This is a genomic window from Parabacteroides timonensis (genome assembly GCF_900128505.1).
Lineage (GTDB): Bacteria > Bacteroidota > Bacteroidia > Bacteroidales > Tannerellaceae > Parabacteroides > Parabacteroides timonensis.
Window position 1 is genome coordinate 4210260 of sequence record NZ_LT669941.1, and the last position, 16553, is coordinate 4226812.

At 45.0% G+C, this 16553-nt stretch carries 14 protein-coding genes; 3 read left to right on the forward strand and 11 right to left on the reverse strand.

The window, feature by feature from the left end; all coding sequences use genetic code 11:
• Window positions 1-22: 22 nt before the first annotated feature.
• The 3 genes from BQ7394_RS24225 to BQ7394_RS24235 form a co-directional block, all read right to left on the reverse strand.
• Window positions 23-3259 carry a S41 family peptidase gene (locus tag BQ7394_RS24225; RefSeq protein WP_075559737.1) on the reverse strand — a complete coding sequence of 1079 codons (3237 nt, stop codon included), beginning with the start codon at window positions 3257-3259 and terminating at the stop codon, window positions 23-25.
• A gap of 57 nt (window positions 3260-3316) precedes the next feature.
• Entirely contained in the window at window positions 3317-4495 is a 1179-nt protein-coding gene (locus BQ7394_RS24230) for an aldo/keto reductase (RefSeq protein WP_075559738.1), read from the reverse strand.
• A 106-nt stretch (window positions 4496-4601) separates the two neighbouring features.
• Window positions 4602-5267 (reverse strand): MIP family channel protein, encoded by a 666-nt coding sequence (locus BQ7394_RS24235; protein WP_075559739.1) that lies wholly within the window; start codon window positions 5265-5267, stop codon window positions 4602-4604.
• A gap of 171 nt (window positions 5268-5438) precedes the next feature.
• Between BQ7394_RS24235 and BQ7394_RS24240 the strand changes: the two genes are divergently transcribed.
• Entirely contained in the window at window positions 5439-8702 is a 3264-nt protein-coding gene (locus tag BQ7394_RS24240; protein WP_075559740.1) for a S41 family peptidase, read from the forward strand.
• Between the two features lie 92 nt (window positions 8703-8794).
• Here BQ7394_RS24240 and BQ7394_RS24245 read toward each other — a convergent pair whose 3' ends face one another.
• The 7 genes from BQ7394_RS24245 to BQ7394_RS24275 all read right to left on the reverse strand — a co-directional run bounded on the left by BQ7394_RS24245 (window position 8795) and on the right by BQ7394_RS24275 (window position 12720).
• Window positions 8795-9352: a flavodoxin family protein gene (locus BQ7394_RS24245; RefSeq protein WP_075559741.1), complete on the reverse strand. Its 558-nt coding sequence runs from the start codon at window positions 9350-9352 to the stop codon at window positions 8795-8797.
• Between the two features lie 87 nt (window positions 9353-9439).
• Complete coding sequence (locus BQ7394_RS24250) at window positions 9440-10321, reverse strand: AraC family transcriptional regulator (RefSeq protein ID WP_075559742.1); 882 nt, start codon at window positions 10319-10321, stop codon at window positions 9440-9442.
• Between the two features lie 133 nt (window positions 10322-10454).
• Window positions 10455-11051: a hypothetical protein gene (locus tag BQ7394_RS24255; protein WP_075559743.1), complete on the reverse strand. Its 597-nt coding sequence runs from the start codon at window positions 11049-11051 to the stop codon at window positions 10455-10457.
• A gap of 36 nt (window positions 11052-11087) precedes the next feature.
• Window positions 11088-11714, reverse strand: a complete 627-nt coding sequence (locus tag BQ7394_RS24260; RefSeq protein WP_075559744.1) for a LysO family transporter — start codon at window positions 11712-11714, stop codon at window positions 11088-11090.
• A complete protein-coding gene (locus BQ7394_RS24265) occupies window positions 11711-11989 on the reverse strand; it encodes a LysO family transporter (protein ID WP_075559745.1) in 279 nt (92 codons plus the stop codon). Before BQ7394_RS24265 ends, BQ7394_RS24260 begins: the two co-directional genes overlap by 4 nt.
• 122 nt (window positions 11990-12111) lie before the next feature.
• The gene (locus BQ7394_RS24270; protein WP_075559746.1) at window positions 12112-12447 is read right to left on the reverse strand and encodes a hypothetical protein; all 336 of its coding nucleotides are present in this window, start codon (window positions 12445-12447) and stop codon (window positions 12112-12114) included.
• An 18-nt stretch (window positions 12448-12465) separates the two neighbouring features.
• Window positions 12466-12720 carry a sigma factor gene (locus tag BQ7394_RS24275; protein WP_075559747.1) on the reverse strand — a complete coding sequence of 85 codons (255 nt, stop codon included), beginning with the start codon at window positions 12718-12720 and terminating at the stop codon, window positions 12466-12468.
• Window positions 12721-12887: 167 nt separating this feature from the next.
• Between BQ7394_RS24275 and BQ7394_RS24280 the strand changes: the two genes are divergently transcribed.
• Both BQ7394_RS24280 and BQ7394_RS24285 read left to right on the forward strand, forming a co-directional pair.
• A complete protein-coding gene (locus tag BQ7394_RS24280) occupies window positions 12888-15143 on the forward strand; it encodes a GH92 family glycosyl hydrolase (RefSeq protein ID WP_075559748.1) in 2256 nt (751 codons plus the stop codon).
• 178 nt (window positions 15144-15321) lie between these two features.
• Entirely contained in the window at window positions 15322-15642 is a 321-nt protein-coding gene (locus tag BQ7394_RS24285; RefSeq protein ID WP_075559749.1) for a YbjQ family protein, read from the forward strand.
• 48 nt (window positions 15643-15690) lie between these two features.
• On the opposite strand, the gene BQ7394_RS24290 is transcribed toward BQ7394_RS24285, so the two are convergent.
• On the reverse strand, window positions 15691-16503 hold the full coding sequence (locus BQ7394_RS24290) for an alpha/beta hydrolase (RefSeq protein WP_075559750.1): 813 nt from the start codon (window positions 16501-16503) through the stop codon (window positions 15691-15693).
• Between the last annotated feature and the right edge of the window lie 50 nt (window positions 16504-16553).

Below are 16553 nucleotides of genomic sequence, written 5' to 3' on the forward strand. Positions count from 1 at the left end.
TGAAAAGCATATATACTTTTATTTATTTGCTGAAGTCCCTCGGTGCCGGAACCGGAGCCAACGGCTTACGGTTCTGAAGATCTTTCATCACTTCTTCGATCGCCTTGTTCAGCTGCTGGTCTTCGCCATTCCACTCCTTGATCGGATCGTTATCGATCAGGATATCCGGGTCGACACCGTGGTTTTCGATGATCCACTGGCCAGTCTTCGGATCATAGCTGGTGAAGAACGGTACACGAATATCGGTTCCGTCCATGTAAGGCAGCGGACCACTGATACCGACGATACCACCCCAGGTACGGGTTCCGATCAGTTTTCCTAAGCCCAGGGCACGGAAGCCCCACGGGAACAAGTCACCGTCCGAAGCAGAATATTTGTTGATAAGGCAAACTTTCGGGCCCACCTGTACTGCATCGGGAACAGTTCCGATATGGTTGGAGCCGCGACGCATTGTCAGACGGTACGGTTCACGTGACAAGCGTTCGAGGATCATCGGGGAAACATTACCACCACCGTTGGCACGGTCATCGATAATCAGACCTTCTTTATCCAACTGCGGATAGAAATAGCGGGAGAATTCGTTCAATCCTTCTACACCCATATCCGGAATATAGATATATCCGACACGGCCATTCGTCGCCTTATCCACCTTTTTGATATTGTCCTGTACCCAGTTATAATGATACAAAGAATATTCTTCGGCAAGCGGGCTGATCACGATCTTACGGGCTCCGGCCAACTGCGGTTTGCTGTTCAGGGAAAGTTCAGTTGGCACACCGGCTTTACCCACCAATAAGCTGTACATATCTTTCACACTATTCGTCGGAACACCATCGATGGCTACGATAAATTCGCCGGCTTTGGCTTCGATACCCGGCTCCGTAAGCGGAGAACGCAGATCTTTGCTCCAGGAAGCACCCGGCAGGATCTTTTCCAAACGGAAGAAACCACTCTTGTCACGGGATATTTCAGCTCCCAGTAAACCTGTCTGTATACGTTCCGGACGATCCAGTTCACCCGGGTTTACATAGGCATGGCCGCAATTCAGTTCGCCGATCATTTCACCGATCACATAGTTCAGATCCAAACGGGTCTTTACATACGGTAATAGGACTGCATATTTTTCTTTGATCGCCTTCCAGTCTACTCCATGCATATTCTCAACATAGAAACCATCCCGGTAGGCACGCCAGGCTTCATCGAAAATCTGGGCCCATTCCTTCGGATAATCGGTCGTGATCTTCATATTCGACAGGTTGACTGCTTCGCTAAGATCCGCCCTTCCGGAAGGGATATCGGTTACGTAAAGTTCTCCGCCTTTATAGAAAAGAGCTTTTTTACTTCCGGGCGTTACTGACATCGATGCACCATCGGCTACGACATCTTCTTTCTGTTTATCCAGGTCATATACCTTCGTGCCGCCCCGGCCGAAATAATATACCTTGTTTCCATCGCCATAGAAATTACCATAACGTGAACCTGCCAGCGGAAGCTGAACAATACGTTCGGAAATACCTTCCACGTCGATCTTTACAACAGGTGTTTCAGAAGCAGTTTCTTTTTTTGCCTCTTTCTTCGGTTCTTCTTTCTTTACTTTATCCTCTTTGACTGCAACCTGCGCATCCTTTTCCAGGAAAGGAGAAGGAGTTTCTTTAGATAACAGGGCCAGATAAACTCCTTCCATATTATTATACACATGGTTCCATTCCAATGAACCATAAGTCGGGTTGAAATCACGGGCGGAAGAGAATATCAGGTATTTGCCGTCGTTACTGAAGACTGGTGATCCGGAGTCGTACCACTTATCTGTTACCGGATATTCTTTCTTACCGGCAATATCGTAAACATAAATAATGCTATGTTCATTATTAGCCGGACGGGAATAAGTCAGCCATTTACTATCCGGAGAGAAAGTTACATCCCTTATTTCTGCCATCGGGTCTTGCACAGCTACAATTACCTGTTTTGTTGCTACATCCAACAAGTTGATACGATTCTTACGGTCTGTATAGACAATTGTCTTCGAATCCGGACTCCATTCGAAAGAGCGGATATACGTATCGTTGTTCTTTGTCAGTTGAACAGGTTCGCTGCCTGTTGCTTCCTGCAAATACAGTTCCGTCTCGCCGGTTCCATCAGAAATGTAAGCGATTTGCTTTCCATCGGGCGACCACTGAGCGTCACGATCATGCTGTCCCGGTGAGCGGGTGATATTCTTTGTTACCCCTTTATCGACTGGTAAGTTGAAAACTTCACCACGGGAGGTAATTACGATACGTTCGCCGTCGGGAGAAATACTGGCTTCCGTAATGTACTGTGAACCGTCTTTTATCTCACTGCGGGCGTATATATTATCCGAAGTCAGTTCGATATTTACCTTTTCGGGATTTTTAGAAATAGCATCCATTTTGTAGATATAACCGCCATTTTCAAATACGATCGTATTTCCGTTCGCACTGGGGAATTTCACATCGTATTCTGTGAAGTCAGTTACTTTGCTAGTCTGCTTCGTTTTTGTGTTATAAACAAAGATATTCATTGTCCGGTCACGATCGGAGAGATAGAATATTTCATCACCGATCCACATGGGGATAATATCCTGTGCTACGTTATCCGTAATATTTTCAACAGATTTCTTTTCAGGATCATAAATCCAGATATCGTCTGCCATACCACCTTTATAGTATTTCCAGGTACGAAACTCACGCATCACGCGATTGTATGCCAACCGTTTCCCATCCGGTGAGTAGCTACAAAAACCACCCTCGGGCAGTGCGATCACATCAGACAGGCCACCTTCCTTGTCCACAGTATAGAGTTTACCGGAAAAACCGTCGCTGATACGATTACGGTAGACAATACGGCTGCCATCGGGCGTCCAGGTCATTACGATGTTGTTCGGGCCCATACGGTCGCCCAGGTCGTCACGTTTGTTGGTTGCGGTGTAGGTCACGCGCAAAGGTTCGCCTCCGGTAGAAGGAATAGTAAACACTTCCGTATTTCCATCATATTGACCGGTAAACGCAATCGTTTTACCATCCGGCGAAAAACGAGGAAACATTTCATAACCGACATGTGAGGTCAGTCGCTGGGCTTCTCCACCCTTTGCAGGTACCTTATACAAATCGCCGGCATACGAAAAAACGATTTCGCTACCATTGGTAGCCGGGAAGCGCAACAGACGTGCATCGTCCGCTGCCATCATCAAGGCAGGAACACCGGCTAAAGCGAGCAAGGAAAGAATAAGTTTCTTGTTCATGTTAATATTAGTTTAGTCTACGGGCAAAGGTAAAAAAAGAGAATGACAAATTGCATGCTAAGTCAGGAATTCATTCGGTACCTGTACAACCGGGATAATAGATGCAATTTTCTTAGAGACGTCAAAGCCGGAAGGGCAATTCACCTGGCAAACATCGCAATCGGTACATATATCCTGCTTCAACCCAAGGCCGAGTAAGGTTTCTTTCGATTGTTGGGCATGCTTATAACCGTAGGCATACATATAAGCACGCATAATATCGGGTATAGGCAATTGTTCGGGACACTGTTCACGGCATTTACCGCATTGCTGGCAGTACAAAGACTCCTGGTCGCATAAAGCCAACAGGTAATCCTGTTCCTCCTGCGTCAACGCCATATCATGGGCGGCAGCCAGACATTCATCCAGATGGTCATAATTGGTCAGACCCGGGATAACTGTCGTTATATTCTTATTTTGCCAGATCCATTTCAGACAGGCGCGGCCGTTTATCTTTTTCTTTCCGTCGGCATCTTCGGTGCCTCCTGCCATCGTCTTCATAGCAATAAAGCCCATTCCTGCCTTTACCCCCCGCTCGATTGCTTCGTCCGTCTCTTTTATATTCTTCATTTTGAAATTATAACTGATCAGGGCAACATCATAAATACCGGTTTCGATGGCGACATCGATCAGTTCCGGTTTCTGGTCGTGGGAAGAGAAACCGATAAAGCGCGTTTTACCTTCGGCCTTGATCTTTTGTAAAACAGCGAGGATACGTTTGTCCTGTATCTTTTCTGCTGTACTGACGGAATGGGTATAGAAGAGATCGACATGATCCATTTTAAGACGCTTCAGGCTGACAGCCAGTTTATCGAGTAGGTCTTGTTCAAAATCGTCCCGCAACGGATAATCGAACATGACTTTAGTTGCGATAAAGCAGGAACTACGCGGTTTACCTTCGAAGAAATTACCGATCATCTCTTCATTCCGTCCGTTCTGGTACCGGTGGGCCGTATCGAAATGAATGATACCGGAATTAAAGGCAGCACGAAGTACATTATTGCTGTCAGGCCGGTCCACTCCCATGCTGAGGATGGGTAACTCCACTCCCGTTTTACCTAAAGGACGCATAGGGATTTTAGTTTCTTTTCCGGCTCCCGGAGTCGACGCCAAAGCGTCCGGAGCAAATAATAAACCGGCTCCCGCTACCGTGGAGAGCTTCAGGAAGTTTCTTCGATCGACACCTTTTTTTTCCATAATCCAGATCAGAATTAAGTAAACAGCGAATTAAACTGCTCAAATATAAAAAAAATCCCGGAAGTTATACTCCCAGGATTTAATTATATAATTTAGAAACAAAGGATTATGCTTCTTCCGTATCTATACCTTTCCATACCAAAGCAGCTATTGCGGCTCCCAGGAAAGGTGCAACGATGAACAACCATAATTGTGAGAGAGCTTCACCACCCTGGAACAAAGCCGGACCGATACTACGTGCCGGGTTCACCGATGTTCCGGTAACAGGGATACAAACAATATGGATCAACACCAGAGCCAAACCGATAGCGATACCGGCAAACTTGGTATTGGCCCCTTTGGATGTGGAACCTAAAACAACGAGCAGGAAGATAAATGTAAATACCGTTTCGGCAACAAAAGCCGGAACGAGATCATGATAGCCGTTGGCCCCGGTGAGCGTGGTAGTAGAACCGGAGTCTTTTGCCAGTATATAAAGGATAGATGATCCGATGATCGCACCGATCACCTGGAAGATCATATACATACCCGCATCTTTTCCGGAAATCTTTTTAGAAAGCAACATTCCCAGTGTGATGGCAGGATTGATATGACATCCCGAAATTTTACCGATCGTGTATACCATTGTAAGAACTGACAGCCCGAAGGCAAAAGCTACACCCAGCGTTCCAACCGCTGCAAAGGGCTGAGTGGTGCCTGCAAATACTGCGCTACCACAACCCATCAGGACAAGTACCATTGTCCCGATCATTTCTGCTAAATACTTTTTCATTAGTGATCAAAATTTGTTTTTAAATAGTATTTGTATAGGAATAAATTGTTAACTATCTCGCCTTATTGACTATACTTCTTTTAATAAAACAGACACTTCTCTCGCTTTGTTTTGACTTTTTTTAGTTTCGTATAAAAATAATCTTGTACTTTTACGGAAATTAATAAACGCATGAAAAAATTACTGATCTTAACATCGGCCCTTTTGTTGACAGGGTCCGTTTTTGCCGACAATGATCCGTTATGGATGCGTTACCCGGCAATTTCCCCGGACGGAGGAACAATAGCATTCACCTATAAAGGCGATATCTATACCGTACCGGCTACAGGTGGTAAAGCCACCCAGTTAACAACCCACCAGGCCCACGACACACGCCCCGTCTGGTCACCCGACGGAAAACGGATCGCTTTCGCTTCCGACCGTAACGGCAACTTCGACGTCTTCATTATGAATAAAGAAGGAGGTGCACCAACCCAGCTGACGACTCATTCGGCCAGCGAATATCCGCAAACATTCAGCGATAACGACCATGTTCTTTATACAGCCTCTATACAACAAGATGTAAAGGACAGTCAGTTCCCATCATCACTGTTTGCGCAGGTCTACCAGGTCAATACTACCGGAGGACGACCGACGTTATATTCGTCATTGGCGATGGAAAATATAGCGCTCAGCAAAGACGGAAGCCAGCTATTGTATAATGATTTCAAAGGATATGAAGATCCCTGGCGTAAACATCACCAGTCTTCCATTACGCGTGATATCTGGTTATGTTCGTTAGGCAACGACCGTTCTTTCAAGAAGATCACCACTTTCCGCGGTGAAGACCGTAACCCGGTATGGACAACTGACGGAAAGGCATTTTACTATCTAAGCGAAGAAAAAGGTAGTTTTAATATCTTCAAAAACGACCTGACCGGTAAAAACGGTAAGCAGATAACCAATCATACGACACATCCTGTCCGTTTCCTTACTTCCGATAACAACGGAATGCTCTGCTACGGATATGACGGTGAAATATATACAATTAAGGAAGGCGGACAACCGTCAAAAGTAAAAGTAAATATCATCTCCGATCAGACAGAGAACGATTTGATCCATCGCTTGATGTCGAACGGAGCAACCAGCATTGCTGTTTCTCCGAATGGAAAAGAAGTTGCCTTTATCGTAAGAGGTGATGTATATGTCACTTCCGTTGAATATGAAACAACCCGCCAGATCACTGATACACCGCAGCAGGAACGCAATATCGATTTCAGTCCCGACGGTCGTTCGCTGGTTTACTCGGCTGAACGAGGGGAAACATGGGGTATCTATCAGAGCAGCCTGGCTCGTAAAGACGATAAATATTTCACTTATGCACAGGAGATAAAAGAAGAACCGCTCGTAGTAACGGACAAGACTTCTTTCCAACCGGCTTATTCTCCTGACGGTAAAGAGGTGGCTTTCCTGGAAGACCGTACGACATTACGTGTAATCAATCTGAAAAGCAAACAGGTGCGCACGGTATTGGATGGCAAATACAATTATTCATACAGCGACGGAGACCAGACTTATCAATGGTCACCCGACAGTAAATGGTTCCTGGTAGAATATATCGCAATCGGCGGATGGAATAACAAAGACATCGCGCTGGTAAAAGCAGACGGTAGCGGAGATATTACCAATCTGACGGAAAGCGGTTATTCGGACGGAAACCCCAAATGGGTACTCGATGGAAAAGCAATGATCTGGTCGTCCGACCGGGCAGGTTACCGCAGTCATGGCAGTTGGGGGGCACAGGATGATACTTATATCATGTTCTTTGATGCCGAAGCATACGATAAATTCCGCCTGAGCAAAGAAGAACTCGCACTGATCGACGAAGACAAAGAGAAGGACGAGGACAAAAAGGATGATAAAAAAGAGTCCAAAGCGAAAAAAGATGACAAAAAGAAAGATGATAAAGACAAGAAAGACGACAAGGATAAACCGGTAGAACCGTTGAAGTTCGACCTGGAAAACCGCAAAGACCGTATCATCCGCCTGACAATCAATTCATCAAACCTGGGTGATGCCGTATTGACACCGAAAGGCGATAAACTGTATTATTGTGCTTCTTTTGAAAAAGGTTATGACCTGTGGGAGCGTAACTTCAAGGAGAATACGACCAAGTTATTGATCAAAGAAGTCGGCGGAGGCAGAATGTTTACCGATAAGAAAGGGGAAAACCTCTTCCTCGTATCGGGTGGCCAGCTGAAAAAGGTAGAGATCAAAGACAGCAAAACCAAGAATATCCCGTTCAAGGCTGAATTCTCTTATCGTCCGCCGCAGGAACGCGAATATATATTCAACCATGTATGGCGTCAGGTAGAAGACAAGTTCTACGATCCGACGCTTCATGGCATCGACTGGGATGGATACAAGAAAGCATACGCCCGTTATCTGCCGCATATCAACAATAATTATGACTTCCAGGAAATGTTATCCGAACTATTGGGAGAATTGAACGGTTCGCATACGGGTGCCCGTTTCCGTCCGTCTTCCTCTGCTCCGGCAACAGCCTGCCTGGGTGCATTCTACGACAATAGCTACAACGGCGACGGTTTGAAGATTGCCGAGATCATTGCAAAAGGTCCGTTGACACTGGCCGACACCAAGATCAAACCGGGTTGCATCATCGAGAAGATCAATGAGAAACCGATCAAGAATGGGGAAGATTATTATCCGTTGTTAAGCGGTAAAGCCGGAAAGAAAGTCTTATTGTCGGTTTACAATCCGGCAACGAAAGAACGTTTTGAAGAACAGGTTAAACCAATCTCTTACGGCGAACAATCCAACCTGCTGTACAAACGCTGGGTAGAGAACTGCCGTAAGAAAGTGGACGAACTCTCTGGCGGAAAAATCGGCTACGTACATGTCAAAGGTATGAACAGCGAAAGTTTCCGTGAAGTTTACTCTGAATTGCTGGGACGTTGCCGCAACAAGGAAGCGGTGATTGTCGATACCCGTCATAACGGTGGCGGCTGGTTGCATGACGACCTGGCTACATTGTTGAGCGGTAAAGAATACCAGCGTTTCATGCCACGCGGACAGTATATCGGTAGCGATCCGTTCAACAAATGGTTGAAACCGTCGTGTGTACTGGTTTGCGAAGATAACTATTCGAATGCGCATGGCTTCCCCTGGGTTTACAAAACGTTGGGGATCGGTAAGCTGATCGGTGCTCCGGTACCGGGAACTATGACTGCCGTTTGGTGGGAGTCGCAGATCGACCCGTCTATCGTATTCGGTATTCCGCAGGTAGGTGTCCAGGATATGCAAGGTAATTACCTGGAAAACCATGAACTGGAACCGGATATCGAAATCTACAACACACCGGAGTCGCAGTTGAAGGGTGAAGACCATCAACTGGAAGAAGCAGTGAAAGTGATGTTGCAGACGGTAAAGAAATAAGTACCTGATATATAAAAAAAGCGGATCAAGTCAGTAGCCTGTTTTATGGCTCTGATTTGATCCGCTTTTTTTATATCAGTTAAATAGTCGGATTACCGGATAGACAAACCTAACCGGCGTGCTTCTTCCAAAGCCGGATGTCCTTTGATATCTCCGATCTTCATAACGCCTCCGGCATATACCTCACCGGCATTTTTCCATTCCAGGTGTTTCAATAAAGCATGATAATAATGCTCTACCGGCTCAAAATTATCTTTGGTATCTCCTTCGGCTGCCATCAGCATGATACATTCTTTCTTCTGGTTCCTGTAATCGCCGTCTTTTTCGGCTACGGCAAACAGACGGTCGAATGCAGCTTTCAACTGGGCGGTAATGCTCCAGTAATACATCGGTGATGCCAGTACCACGATATCCGCTTCTTCATAAACAGGATAGATCTGGTCCATGTCGTCTCTCTGGGTACAAGGGCTGTCCGGATTTTTACCTCCTCCCAGACATCCCAGACAAGGATGGATATTCATCTTTTGCAGGTTAAAGGTTTTCACTGTATGCCCTGCCTGTTCTGCTCCCTGCACAAATGCGTCGATAAGTCCTGCCGTATTTCCTTTCATACGGGGACTGCCGTTCAGAATAATGATTTTCTTGCTCATAATCGCTGCTTTTACTATTAGTTGCATACAAAGTTAACGATAGACAAGTCTTCCGAAGTTTCCATCCGGCTCAAAGAATATGACTGTTTAGTTCAATATGCTTTTCTTATTCAATAATTCGGAAGGGGGCATCCCGTAGTGATCTTTGAAGATACGGGAGAAATGCGTAGGATTTTCAAAGCCTAACGAATAGCAGACTTCGGAAACAGACATCGCCGTATTTTGCAGCATCTCTTTCGCCCGGCTCAAACGGTGTTCACGTATCCATTGGCCAGGCGGCATATTATAAGTACTTTGGAAGTCACGTTTGAAACTCGACAGGCTGCGACCGGAAAGATAAGCCAGTTCGGGGAGGGTGATCGGCGAGGCATAATGTTGCTCCACCACCTGACGGATATCCGTCCGCACAGGCTGACGCAGTTGCAATATCTGGCGGAATATGTTCTTGCTGCATTCCGAGACATCATACAACATCTCCATAATCTTTAGTTTCAACAGTCCGGGATTGACGGAGGCCGGGTCATTGAAATAGGGTTTCAGGGAATGGGCAAAGGCAATCAGGCAGTCGCTCATAGGATTGACCGTGTTCCTGATCTCTTCTGTCATGCGGGGAATATTGACATGCTGCATCGTAAGGAACTCTTTCAGCAATTCGTCTTTCAGACAAAACATCTGACTGTCGAATATGTCAGCATTATCCGGGTTTCCCTCTTTCTCATAGCTGACTACCGTCGCCTTCCGCAACAAGATCATCTCATGCTTCCCCACGACATAGGTTTGTTTGCCGTAATGGAGGGTTATCGTCCCGTCAAGTACCATCATCAACATATGTTCCTCAAGGAACATCGTACCGGAAGATCCCATGCTATGAATGCAGGACTCAATAACAGTTCCCCCTTCCAACCGGAGTGAACTTTGCGTACAATCACCCGAGACAAGGGCTGTCGGAACTTTGATATACTTTATCATGACGGAGTTACCTTTTAGTGGATACTTTCCGCAAAGATAATGATTTAATATCGGATGGAAATAACTTTTCAGGTCATCACATCTTTCTATTTGGCTCAAACAACACAAACTCTATTCACGATAAACAACTGTTTTAATCGGGTATCGCTATGCGGGAAGATGAAAAGTCCAGCTTCTTATATTTATCTTTCATTCGATCATCGGCCTGTTCCTTATCATCGGTAAAATAAACGGGAGATTGCTCGAAATGCCAGGTACCGACATAATTCAGCGTATTCGGGGCAACGGTAAATTTAAACAGGACCAGTTCGTCCGGGCGTTGTTCCTTGTTCTTTATCTTCCGTTCTGTTTCCAGAATAGAGTCTTCCCCTTTATAGATAGGCTCCATATAGGATTTACCGCCATACCATTTGCTTTCCGTCCACCAATAATTCAGGATCGCATACGTTCCCGGCTCGATCAGGTAACAGAACGGATTTTCTTTGGAGGTCTTAAAGGTAGACTTTACCCTAAAAATAAATACTTCGTTCGTCTCAATATTGATTATCCGGATATCCTGGGGATAACCGCCACTTTTAAACTTTTTCAGGCGTTGGATGAAATCACCGTAAAATGCAGCCTGCCCGGCTGGGATCATTTCGTTATCTCCCAGCTTATCCAGTCTTCGTCCCGGCTGTCCGGCAGCACAGAACGAAACGAACAGTAATATAGCGATCAATAAGTTTCTCATACAGATTATTATATTATCTTTTATTGATTATCCTATTCACATTGAACAGAAAAAAGAGACAAAGAACGGTACCGTAAAATCAACCAGAATACCGTGGAAGATAGAAACGAATACCAGATCCTTTCCGGAATAACGGGTAATAATCGGTAATGTTGTATCCATCGTCGTCGCTCCTCCGGCACAGATAGGGGCCAGTCTTCCGAAATACTTGACAAACAAAGGTGCACCGAGTAAAGCCATAATCTCACGGATAATATTAGCCATCAACGCAATTGTCCCTAATTCCGTAGCCATTTGTACACCCAGTGAAGCTTCTTTCAACTCCGTTATCAAGATAGACGACAACGAATAATAAGCAAATCCGCTACCGACAGCCAGGCAGTCGAACACACTCCATTTGGTGATCACCAGACTGATCAAAGCGGAAGCCGTCAGCGTCCCGATAATAGTAGCCAAAGGCACCAGCAATAACTTCGGACGGATACTACATAATATCTCTTTCAGTTTCTTATCGCTACCAATGCTTAACCCAACTTGAAACATCAATAAATAAAGCACATATATAGTGATATCATTTTTTACAATTACCTCCGGCAGATAACCGCTACATCCCAGGATACACCCGAGTGCAAAGAAAGCAACAACGATCAGACTCCCTTTCATTCTCTCCCCCTTTCCTTAAAAAAGAAATGATACACGCCCCAGGCTGCCAATACACTTCCACCTGTTCCTGCCAGAGCGATCAGGAAAGCCTGCCCTCCTAGTGTTGTAAGATTATTTATTATAGCCTCATTGGCCCCCACCGAAATTCCCAACAGGAACAACAGAAGCAAAATCGTATAGGAAATAGGTCTACCTATTTTTTGTAAAAACTCCACTTTACGCAACAGATATCCTATAGCTATACCGCTGAACATAATTCCGATTACCGTAAACATAATTATAATTTTTCGGCAAAGGTAACAGAAAGAGCCTTGCAGTACAAGTCTGCAAGGCTCTACCGGTGTCATATATGATCTACATTTTTACTACTTCAAACGATATACGAAACCTGAATATACTAAACACAGCAATTTTCAATCATAAACGAAGAGGTCAGTATCAGAATAAACAAAAGGACAAAAATGAAGGTGATCAGGACCGAAAAAGAATAAAAAAGACGAAGGTGACGTTGTCTTTTTTCCCGGGCTATCCGCTGCAGTACCTTCAAGTCGAACTCTTTTCCCAACGGGGGAAGTGTCTCTGCTTCCGGAGTCAAAAACCACGCTTTGTAAGGACGTAACTCGGGCGGCAACGTTTCCGCCGAGAAAAAATGTCGTAGTTCGCGTTCTTCTTCAATAGTGGTAGCACATTCCCAATATTTATCCAACAAGATTTTAATACGGTTGTAATCCATATTTGTCGTGTATGTAGTTTATCTGACAGTGAAACTTTCCGTCCGCATCTTCTGCAAATTGATCGCTTCCAGTGCCAGGTTACGGGTTACCATCAGGCAGTAAGAAGGAATATCTTCTATTACAATCCAAGCCGCCCGCTCTCCCCAGACCTTCAGCATTACATCCTGAACGATCTGCTCGGAACGCTCAGCATTTCCGGTGATCCTGAAAGCAACCCGCAACAGGTTGTCTTTTAAAGGCAATATCCTTGTTATGAATTCGTCTGTTCTCATCTCTTTTATATTAGACGAGTACCCACCACAAAAGGTTGCAATTTTTTGTCACTTTTTTATCAGATTATAGAAAAAGGCCTCTATATGGTTCTTTTTCATTATATTTGTAGCTGTTCAAAATAAAACAGTAAATCCGCATATATTCAAACTAAATCAATAAATAAACAGTGAAAAAGACAATCTTATTCTTCCAGGCTGCTGTTCTTTGCCTGCTGGCAGGGTGTAAACCTGCTCCCGACAGTGGCTTACTAAGCGATGAAATCAAGTATGTTGACCCGTTCATCGGAACCGGGTTCCACGGACATACCTTCCCCGGTGCCACCCGCCCCTTCGCGATGGTACAGGTAAGTCCGGATACGCATATCATGGGCTGGGATGCCAGTAGCGGTTATCATTACGACGACAGGGAAATCTATGGCTTCAGCCACACACACCTCTCGGGAACAGGTATTGGTGATCTGGGAGATGTAGCTCTACTGCCTTTCTCGGGTAGCGACTCGATCAAACCGGTCGGCCTTTTCAATAAAGACACAGAAAAAGCGACTCCCGGATTCTATGCCGTACGTCTGGATAATTTCGGTGTGAATGTGGAGTTGACAAGTACAGACAAGGTTGGTTTCCACAAATATATTTACGATAACCCCAAAGACCGTCGCGTCATGCTGGATCTGGGACATATCCTGCAACCGAACTGGGGACATAAACTGGTCGATAACAACTATCTGTTCGTAAACGACTCAACTGTGGAGGGAACGGTCCGCACCCAGGGTTGGGCACATTTCCATTCGGTTTCATACCGGATCACCTTCTCCGAACCGATCGAAACAATCTACCAATATGTTGGCGGCAAGCTTCGCCAGGACTCTTTATTCCTGCGTATCAATACGGCCGAAGATTTGAAATTCCATTATAAATTCCCAGAAAAGGCTGAACCTCTATATGTAAAGGTTGCACTTTCTATGGTAGATACGGAAGGAGCTGAAAAGAACCTCGAAGCAGAACTTCCCGGCTGGGATTTCGAAGCAACCCGTATTAAATCGGCTGAAATATGGAACGACGCACTGAATGCGATCGAAATTCAGGCAGATCCTACTGTAATGGTAAATTTCTACACAGCTCTATATCATACTATGATCGCTCCGTTCGCTTATCAGGATGTAGACGGTCGTTATCTGGGTATGGATAAAAAGGTACATAAGGCAGAACCGGGTTATACGAACTATTCCGTATTCTCCTTATGGGACACCTTCCGTGCTTTACATCCGTTGATGACTATCATCAATCCGGATCTGGCTGCCGACTGGGGAAAAGTATTAGTACAGGGATATAAAGAAGGTGGTATTCTACCGAAATGGCCGCTGGCTTCCAGCTATACAGGTTGTATGGTGGGCTATCCTGCCGTATCTGTTCTGGCTGACCTGGTTAGTAAAGATATGGCTGACGGTGACTTGAAAACATGGGCGGAAGCCGGTGCACGTTCATCCGTTTACCGTGAAGATCTGGCAGAGAAGTTCAAAGGTACACGCGAACTCGATCTGATCACCCGCCATCCGTATTATAAAGAAAAATATGGATTCGTTCCGGCTGACTCCGTTCCCGAATCTGTTTCATGGGGATTGGAAATGGCTTACGAAGATTGGTGTATTTCACAGATCGCTGCTAAAGCAGGACTTGACTCACTGGCTAAAGCGTATGCAGCCAAAGGAGAATACTACAAACGTTATCTGGATCCGGAAACAAAGATGATGCGTCCGATCATGGGTGACGGCACTTTCCGTACTCCATTCAATCCGCGTTACTCCGCTCACATGAGAAGTGATTATACGGAAGGAAACGCCTTCCAGTGGAGTTTCTTTGCACCGCATGATATGGATAATTTCATTGCTACGATCGGTGGTAAAAATGAACTGGAAACACGCCTGGATACATTATTTACTACTTCCTCCCAAGTTGACGGCGAACATGCTTCCGGCGATATCACCGGATTGATCGGTCAGTATGCGCATGGTAACGAACCGAGCCACCACATGGCTTATCTCTATAACTGGACAGACTCTCCCTGGAAAGGACAGGAACGTCTGGATTATATCATGCGCGAATTCTATACAAATAAACCGGACGGTATCATTGGGAACGAAGATTGCGGACAGATGTCGGCATGGTACGTGATGAGCGCTCTGGGCTTCTATCAGGTTGCTCCGGGTATTCCGGTTTACACATTGGGCCGTCCGATGGTAGATCGTGCCTTAATTCACGTAAAAGGTGGCATATTTGAGATTCTGGTTAAGAATAACAGTCCGGAGAATAAATATATCAAAGAAGTGACATTAAACGGTAAGGTTCTCGATACCCCGTTCTTCTCACATACCGATATGGCGAAAGGTGGTAAGTTGGTATTCGAAATGACCAATACACATCCATAAAAACAATGTCTACCGGTTCGTATCCGGTAGGCATCGACAAAGAGACGGATAGACATCCGATTAACAACGGGCAGAGCTTCTATAAAAAATAGAGGCTCCGCCCGTTTTATTTATCCCAAACCGGACAAGATATCCAATGGAATAAATATATTTGTCGTCAACAATAAAAAAGAAAGCTATGTTATTAACAACAACAAACAACATCGAAGGGAAAAAGATCGCTCAATACTATGGGATCGTTTCCGGTGAAACAATTATAGGAGCAAACGTATTCAAAGATTTCTTTGCCGGAATACGCGATATAGTAGGAGGACGCGCGGGATCCTATGAGAGTGTATTACGTGAAGCCAAAGATACAGCCCTGCAAGAAATGAGCCAGCAGGCAGCACGCATGGGAGCCAATGCCGTTATTGCCGTCGATCTCGACTATGAAACAGTAGGAGGAAGCGGAAGTATGCTGATGGTTACGGCTGCCGGAACCGCAGTTCGTTTCGAATAATAAAACCTTGTTCTCGTGTTTCACACGGGAACAAGGTTTCTTTCCTTTTCAATGTTTTTCCAAAATCTTTTTCACATGATTCTTTAGTATATGAAAAGCCGGTGCAGCCATCGAACCGTGATCATAGCCATCCAACTCATAAATATATGTCTCTTTATGTCCGGCTACTTTCATCATTCTCCAGAAATAAGCATTCTCTTCATAACGCCCTAACATTTCCATTTCCCGATCTCCTGAAACGATAATTAAAGGAGGAGCATCCGGACGAACATAGTAAAGCGGTGCATATTCGTCGATGCTTGGCTGTGTCTCCTTCATCCCCAAAGACTCCCGATAAGCGAAATGGCTGATAGCATGCCCACTAAAAGGTATTAATGCAGCAATTGAGTCTGCATCCACACCATAGACCTGCAACCATTTTTTATCCAGGCCGATCATATTTGTCAGATAACCTCCTGCAGAATGTCCGGAAACAAAAATCCGGCCACGACTACCACCGTATTTCTCTATCGTTTTAAAAGTCCAGGCAACCGCAGCAGCTGCATCGTCAATACAATCCTTAATATTACATTTAGGCAACAACCGGTAGTTAACAGCCACGACAGCCAGACCACAATTCTTCAACTCATCCGGAATAAATTTACTTCCACCGGACAAACCACCTCCATGGAACCAAACAACTGTACCGAAGTCCTTCACATTTTCCGGATAATAAATATCCAGTTTACAACGTTCCAAGCCATAAGGATCGCCTGTGGTCCGATAAGGTATATCTTTTTCTACAGTATAACTAATATCCTTCTGAGCGGAAAGAATGGAAGATACGAAAAGGAAAACAAATAAAATATAAGACCTGATCATAAAGCATTGATTTTTGGACAAAGATAAAGGATTTATCTAAAACAAGAAAA

Coding starts and splice junctions, on each gene's coding strand:
- BQ7394_RS24245 (WP_075559741.1), bottom strand. CDS start 9,352: ATGAGCAAGAAAATCATTATTCTGAACGGCAGTCCCCGTATGAAAGGA.
- BQ7394_RS24270 (WP_075559746.1), bottom strand. CDS start 12,447: ATGGATTACAACCGTATTAAAATCTTGTTGGATAAATATTGGGAATGT.
- BQ7394_RS24265 (WP_075559745.1), bottom strand. CDS start 11,989: ATGTTTACGGTAATCGGAATTATGTTCAGCGGTATAGCTATAGGATAT.
- BQ7394_RS24290 (WP_075559750.1), bottom strand. CDS start 16,503: ATGATCAGGTCTTATATTTTATTTGTTTTCCTTTTCGTATCTTCCATT.
- BQ7394_RS24230 (WP_075559738.1), bottom strand. CDS start 4,495: ATGGAAAAAAAAGGTGTCGATCGAAGAAACTTCCTGAAGCTCTCCACG.
- BQ7394_RS24235 (WP_075559739.1), bottom strand. CDS start 5,267: ATGAAAAAGTATTTAGCAGAAATGATCGGGACAATGGTACTTGTCCTG.
- BQ7394_RS24225 (WP_075559737.1), bottom strand. CDS start 3,259: ATGAACAAGAAACTTATTCTTTCCTTGCTCGCTTTAGCCGGTGTTCCT.
- BQ7394_RS24250 (WP_075559742.1), bottom strand. CDS start 10,321: ATGATAAAGTATATCAAAGTTCCGACAGCCCTTGTCTCGGGTGATTGT.
- BQ7394_RS24255 (WP_075559743.1), bottom strand. CDS start 11,051: ATGAGAAACTTATTGATCGCTATATTACTGTTCGTTTCGTTCTGTGCT.
- BQ7394_RS24285 (WP_075559749.1), top strand. CDS start 15,322: ATGTTATTAACAACAACAAACAACATCGAAGGGAAAAAGATCGCTCAA.
- BQ7394_RS24240 (WP_075559740.1), top strand. CDS start 5,439: ATGAAAAAATTACTGATCTTAACATCGGCCCTTTTGTTGACAGGGTCC.
- BQ7394_RS24275 (WP_075559747.1), bottom strand. CDS start 12,720: ATGAGAACAGACGAATTCATAACAAGGATATTGCCTTTAAAAGACAAC.
- BQ7394_RS24260 (WP_075559744.1), bottom strand. CDS start 11,714: ATGAAAGGGAGTCTGATCGTTGTTGCTTTCTTTGCACTCGGGTGTATC.